Source organism: Roseiarcus sp., from assembly GCF_052145395.1.
Classification (GTDB): Bacteria; Pseudomonadota; Alphaproteobacteria; order Rhizobiales; family Beijerinckiaceae; genus Roseiarcus.
Genome location: NZ_JBKQOT010000344.1, coordinates 1 through 6,187 on the forward strand (window position 1 = coordinate 1; position 6,187 = coordinate 6,187).

6 protein-coding genes are annotated in these 6,187 nt (G+C 67.1%); 1 reads left to right on the forward strand and 5 read right to left on the reverse strand.

What is annotated here, in order from left to right; translation table 11 throughout:
* Positions 1-1,504, reverse strand: a 1,504-nt coding sequence (locus ACLP25_RS11680) for an MFS transporter (protein WP_442469365.1), incomplete at its 3' end; no start/stop codon positions are given.
* Positions 1,505-1,952: 448 nt separating this feature from the next.
* Between ACLP25_RS11680 and ACLP25_RS11685 the strand changes: the two genes are divergently transcribed.
* The gene (locus ACLP25_RS11685) at positions 1,953-2,597 is read left to right on the forward strand and encodes a DUF2865 domain-containing protein (protein ID WP_442469366.1); all 645 of its coding nucleotides are present in this window, start codon (positions 1,953-1,955) and stop codon (positions 2,595-2,597) included.
* A gap of 43 nt (positions 2,598-2,640) precedes the next feature.
* Here ACLP25_RS11685 and ACLP25_RS11690 read toward each other — a convergent pair whose 3' ends face one another.
* The 4 genes from ACLP25_RS11690 to ACLP25_RS11705 form a co-directional block, all read right to left on the reverse strand.
* Positions 2,641-5,064, reverse strand: coding sequence for an acyltransferase family protein (locus ACLP25_RS11690; RefSeq protein ID WP_442469367.1), 2,424 nt, complete (start codon positions 5,062-5,064; stop codon positions 2,641-2,643).
* Complete coding sequence (locus tag ACLP25_RS11695; RefSeq protein WP_442469368.1) at positions 5,061-5,204, reverse strand: hypothetical protein; 144 nt, start codon at positions 5,202-5,204, stop codon at positions 5,061-5,063. The genes ACLP25_RS11690 and ACLP25_RS11695 overlap by 4 nt, the downstream gene beginning before the upstream one ends.
* Positions 5,205-5,264: 60 nt before the next feature.
* Positions 5,265-5,582: a hypothetical protein gene (locus ACLP25_RS11700; protein ID WP_442469369.1), complete on the reverse strand. Its 318-nt coding sequence runs from the start codon at positions 5,580-5,582 to the stop codon at positions 5,265-5,267.
* A 336-nt stretch (positions 5,583-5,918) separates the two neighbouring features.
* Positions 5,919-6,187, reverse strand: a 269-nt coding sequence (locus ACLP25_RS11705; RefSeq protein ID WP_442469370.1) for a PD-(D/E)XK nuclease family protein, incomplete at its 5' end; no start/stop codon positions are given.

Here is a 6,187-nt window from a genome sequence, read left to right on the forward strand (position 1 = left end):
ATTTGAGCTCCAGAAGGGAATGGACGAGCCAGGTCTCGATCGAGCGGCCCGGGTCGTTGGGGTCATGGAACAGGTTCCAGCCGTAGCCGCCGTCGCGCATCCGCTCATGGCCGATCACCTGCATGAGCGTCAGAAACTGGGGAGCGTCGTTCGGGTCGATGCGGTATTCGATGAGGACCAGAATGGGGCCGGCGTCGTCTTCGAGCTTCTGCACGAAAGCGGGCGCGCGCCAGTGCATCGAGGGCGCAAGATCGAGAGCGGCCCCGGTCTCGAGCTTCCAGCGGAAGGTCACCGCCAGCCCGAGGGCTGCGCCCAAAGCCGCGGCGTTGAGGGCGAACGGCAGGCCTTGGAGGCTGGCGACCTCGCCCCACAGGCCGCTGCCGACGGTCATGGCGCCGAAATAGGCCGTCAAAAAGATCGCAAGGCCCCTGCCCCGCACCCAGTCCGGCAGAGCGACCTGGGCCGAGACGAACATCGTCGTCATCGCCACGATCCACGACGCGCCGGCGATGAAGCTCGCGATCATCGCGATTTCGGGCGTCCGCGCGGTGGCGAACAAGACGAGCGCCAGCGCCGTGCCGGCGGCGCCGACGCCCGCCGAAAGGTCCGGGCCGAGCCGGGCCTTCAGCGTCTCGAGCGAAAGGGAGCCGACGATCGAGCCCAGCCCCACGACGCCCATCAGCAAACCGTAAAGCTCGGCGCCGTCATGCAGGCGGTCGCGCGCGATCAGCGGCATCAGCGCCCAATAGGCGCTGGCGAAGGGAAAGAAGGCGATGGCGCGGATCAGCGTGGCGTCGAGGTCGCGGTTGTTGCGCGCGTAGCGCAGGCCGGAGGCCACGGCGGCGATGAGCCGCTCGGCCGGCAGGGTCTCCGGCGCCTTGCGCGGCGGCCGCCACCACAGGAGCGCGGCCAGCACGAGGAAGCTGGTCGCGACATAGATCCAGAACGGCAGCTTGATGCTGATCGCCGTAATCGCGACGCCTCCGAGCGCCGGGCCGATCGCCCGGCTCACGTTGTAGCCGGCGTTGCTCACCGCGATGGCCGCGTCGAGCTCCGGCCTCGGCACGAGCATCGGCGTGACGATCTGCCACGCCGGTGCCGCGAGCGCGCCCGCGGCGCCAAGCAGGAAGGTCGTCGCCAGCAGCGCCGGCGCCGAAGCCCAGTGAGCCGTCACGACCATTGCGAAGACGGCGCCGATGGCGACGACGCCGATTTGCGCCGCAATCAGCAGCCGGCGCGGGTCGACGACGTCGGCGAGCGCTCCGGCGGGAATCGTCATCAGAAACATCGGCGCCATCGTCGCGACCTGGACCGCGGAAACCATCAGCGGGTCCGGATTGAGTCCCGTCATCAGCCAGCTCGTCGCGGTGTCGAACATGGCGATGCCGACGCTCGAGATCGAGCTTGCCGCCAGAATGACGGTGAACGCGAGATGGCCGAACACGCCCCAGCGGGAGGCCGCGGGGGCGGCCGCGTTCGACGACGGAAGCGAAGGGCTGCTCAAGGGGACACGGACGGATGGGTTCGTACGCCCATCCGTGCGCTCATCGCAGGCAATTGGCAATGGCGCCCCGCGCCTCGACCGCCGTCCCAGCAGCGCCACACAAGTCTGATATACTACTGTATTATTCAAGCTGAGCAGTCCGCCGAGGGAACCGATGCGCTCCGCCCCGCGTCGCCGTCAGCAGCACTTGTCCCGCCCTTTGGCCGCGTACGCGCTTCGAACGGAGCGTTTCCTCGCCAAGCTTGCCTTCGCGCTCCTTGCCGCCTCCGCGACCGTCCGTCCGGCCTCCGCTCAGACGACCGGCTGCTCGCGCTGCTCCGTCAATGCCTTCGCCCCTCCAACGACCGGCCCGGCGTCGTTCCCGGCCGAGCGCGCCTGGCGGAGCTGGGAGCGGCGGGGGTCCGCCGAATCCCGATCGCGACGCCGCGTCGCGTCGTTGGACGGGGCGTTGCCGGGCGGATCCGTCGTCATCTGCGTTCGAACGTGCGACGGCGGCTTTTTTCCGTTGCCCTATTCCCGCGCGAGCGGCGCGAGCCTGACGGAGATCTGCCAGGCTTTGTGCCCGAACGCCGAGGTCGCGCTCTTTTCGATGCCCTTCGGCGGCACGGTCGACCAAAGCGTATCGTTGACCGGGACGCCTTACACGAGCCAGCCGAACGCCCTGAAGTTCCAGCAATCCTACGACGAGACCTGCTCCTGCCGGAGACCTGGCCAAAGCTGGGCGGACGCGCTCGCCGCGGCGGAGGCGAAATACGGCCATCACGCGCATGAAATCATCATAACGGCTCAGGTTTCGGCGGAGATGTCGCGTCCGAAGCCGGACCCCAACGTGAAGCCGGCGGCAAGCGTCTCGAAGCCCGAGGAGAGTCAGCCGATCGGGACCCCAGACTCGCTCGACCCCGAGCTCGACGTCAACGGCGTGGACACGAAGCTCCAAGCCGCGACCAAGGCGGTCAGCCGCGAGACCTCTGGCATCAGGGATGACGAAGCCAAAGCGGCTTCGCATTTCGGTCTGACGCAAGGACAGGTCGTTGAAGAGACCGATCCCGATGGGGGGCGGCGAAAAGTGCGCATTCTCGCGCCGAGCTTCTGACTTCCATCACGACCGCGCGTCACTCAAGGGCCGTCGCCGGCGTTCACCGCACGGCGCAACGGACGCCATCGCTGGCAAGGATCGGCAGCAGCGCTAAAAACATCGCCTGCGCCGCGCGCTCGTTGCCGCGCTCGGTGAAGTGGACGATGTCGAGATAGAGATCGTCGTCCCAGTCGCCGTCGAGGCTGGCGATGGCTTCAACCACCGGTGCGTTCTGTTCGCGACCGAGGAGCCGCACCATCCGATTGTGGGCGGCGTTGGCGGCGATGATGTCGTCGATCGGCTTGAACACCGCGCCGTAAAAATCCTTCACCTCACGCGGAGAGGCCCCATCGACCGCCAAGCTCGACGTCGCCAGCACGACCGGGACGCCGCTCAAGCGGGCGAGCGCGATCAGCTTCCGGTAATCCTCGGCGTAGCGGCTCTTCGACAGCGCATCGTCCGAGAGCGGAGCCGGCGTCGGCGGACGGACGGCGTTCCGGGTCCGCCACTCGTGCAGCGCCCGCTCGATCGTCAGCACGGCCCGGCCCAGGAGCGCGGAGGCGCGCGGTCGCACGCCCGGCTCATTCGGCTCCGCCTGCTGCCGCAGGCCGAGCGCCAGCAGGCCGTTCATGCCATGGGTCGAGAGGATGAGGTCCGGCTTCAGCGGCAGGATGTCGCGACGCATCCGTTCGAGATTGTCCTCGAGCATGTAGGCCTCGGTTCCGGCGTTGATCACCTCGATCGGCCGGTTGCAGGAGGCGCGGGCGGCGAACAGGTCCTGAAGCCGCTCCGGCCACGGCTTCTCGCCCTCGTGCAGGGTCGGCCCGAAGGTCTGCGACTCGCCGAGCGCGGTGATCCGGAAGCGGTCCCCTTTGTCCGGCGCAATCTCCGGCCCGCGGAAGCCGGCGGAATTGATGCGGATCGTCGCATCGAACATGCGGCCCGAGCTTTTAGGAGCGAGCACGAAGGGCAGCTTTTTTTGCGGATCCGGCTTCTCGATCGCGCCGCGGATGCCGTCGTCGCGGATCCATTCGTTGAGGTAGTAGAACCACCACATGGCGAAGGCGGCGGGATTCTCGCGCGCAGAGCGATAGGAGTAAGTGGGATTGGCGACCGAGCCTGCAATCGGCACGCCGGTCGAGGACCGGTAGAACGCGTCGGCGACCGGCAAGGCGAGCGCGAAAAGAAGCAACGCCCGCGCCGCGGCCCCGAGGCCCGAGGCGAACCGCCCTGCCCTCTCGGCGAGCGCGACCGCCAGGACGGCCGCCGCGATCAGCGCCGGGTAGAACAGAGTGGGCTCGTTCGCCATGAAGGCGCTTCGCGCGAGCGCGCAGGCGGAGAACAAGGCGATGCCGAGCGCAGCGGATGGGGCCCAGCCGCGGCGCTGTGGCGTGACCGGGCCCGGCGTCTCCACGGAAGTCGCAGCCTGCCGAGCGCGGTAGTTCGGCCTCGCGGCAAGGATCGGCCGCTCAAAGCCGCGCCAGAACACGCTCGAGAAGGCGCAGATCGTCGCGAGATAGAGCGCGAGCTGCGCGGCGATCGGCCAGCCCGTGATCAGCGGCTTCAGCGCCATCACGATGACGATGTGGAAGAGATAGGCCGAGTAGGAGATGCGGCCGAGATAGAAGCTCAGCGCGGCCGTCCACGGCGCCTTGAACAGCCCGTCGGCCTCGCGGAAGAAGGCCACGGTAGCCACTCCGAACAGCGCCGACGCGTAGGGAAAGGCCTGCTGCGCCAGCCGAGCGCCTTCGAGCGCCAGCATGGCGACCCGGAACTCGACCGCCGCTACGGCGGCGAAAGCCGCGCCGAGCGCGACGAGCGCGCGGCCGCCGCCGACATGTCCGAGCGCGAGCAGCGGCCGCTTTTCCAGCGCCAGATAGAGGAGAAAACCCCAGACGATCGAATCGATGCGAAAGGCCGTCACGCGCCGAACGTTGAGGTCCCAGTCCGAAGGCGCGGCGAAGGCCCTCAAGGCCGCGACAACGATGATGAACAGAACCGCGAAGGCGACGTCGATTCTCCGGTCGCTGCGGCCTAGCGCCCGCCCGATGAGAAACAGGAGCGGCGCGAACAGGAGGTAGAACCACTCCTCCACCGCAAGGCTCCAGGCGACCGGATAGTAGTCGGCGGTGTTGGCCGAACGGAACAGGTTCTCGACGTAGAAGAGGTATCGCAGCGTATCGGCGGTGAAGAGATTGCCGGTCATCAGGGCGACCACGGCGACCGCCGCGACGTAAGGCGGAATCGTCCGCATCCAGCGCCGGGCCAGGAAGACGCCGAGATTGCGCCAGGGGCGGCCGACGACCCAGTCGATGATCTGCCGCGCGAGCACGAAGCCGCTGAGCACGAAGAATACTTCGACGGCGGCGACCGCGACCGACTCGATCGCGGGGCTGAACGGTGCGTCGGCGGTCAGGTAGTGCGGAACGGCGACCGACAGCGCGGCGGCGCCGCGCAAGAAGTCCAGCGAGGCGCTGCGCTTCATTGCGGCGGGGCGTACACGAAGGGCGCGTTGACCGTCTGGCCTGCGAGCGCGAACAGCAGCACGAACAGGGCGACGGCGATCAGCGCAGGTTTCGCCCAGGGGCGCGCCAATTGCTGGTCGAGGAACGCTTTCAGGAACACCGTGCGGGAGGCCTCATGCGGGCATCGCGCCCGCGTGGGCCGCCTTATACCCGCGAAGTCTCAGACGGCAAACGCGGCAAGGCGCCGATGGAGGCTCATGATCGCCCCCTCGTTGGAGGATTGCGCCCAGTCGTGCGCCTCACGCCAGCCGATCCGGCGGCTGGGCCCTGCGGACGGAGCCGTGCCTGCCTCGACCCGGAAGCCGCGAGATAGCGCCTGCGCCGCGAAAGCTTTCGCCTCCTTCTCGGTGGCGAAGGACGTGAGGCGCCAGTCGATGTCGGCGCCAACCTTGCGCATTGTCGCTGGAAATTGATTTTGTTCGATGATTTGTGATGTTGTCACTTTTTTAGCACACCAAAAATCCGCTGACGAATTCACTAAGACGTACTAGGATTCGATTTGAAAGAGGGGGCGATCTCATGCGACGGGTGGCTTATCGGGGCGTTTGGGTTGCGCTCGTATGGTTGGCTGCGACGATTGGCGCGGAGGGGAGCTTCGCTCAAAGCCCTGACAATCGGGGTACAGCGCCTGTACGGTCGCGCTTCGGCGTGCCTATCCCGACGTGTCCGTTGGGCATGGGTTACAGCACCGAGCGCCAGCGATGCATCCCCGCTGAGAGAATAGGTGGGACAATTCCCTGCAGCGAGGATGATGCAACGTTCACGGGAGGGCGTTGGGTTTCGAACTGTCAGTAGGCAGATCGTAGGCGTACGCTTAACCGCGCTTATCATTGTTCTTGCGGTCGAGGACGGTGCGCGGGAAAAATTCGCAGTACTGGCGCTCGTTGAACCACGCGCACTTGAAATCGAAGAGCGGGATGCCGGTCAGGTGCGAGAGCGCGAGCGCATAGAGGGTGAGCTGGGCGAACGGTTTGCCGGTGGTCGCGTCGGGTTTGTAGTCGAGGACGTGGATCGCGCCGTTGCGAATTTGCAGGAAGTCGATATGGCCGGTGATCGAGCGCGCCTCGCCGTCCGACGGGGCGG

Excerpts from the sequence above, each read along its gene's own strand:
- ACLP25_RS11690 (WP_442469367.1), bottom strand. The coding sequence starts at position 5,064 with ATGAAGCGCAGCGCCTCGCTGGACTTCTTGCGCGGCGCCGCCGCGCTG.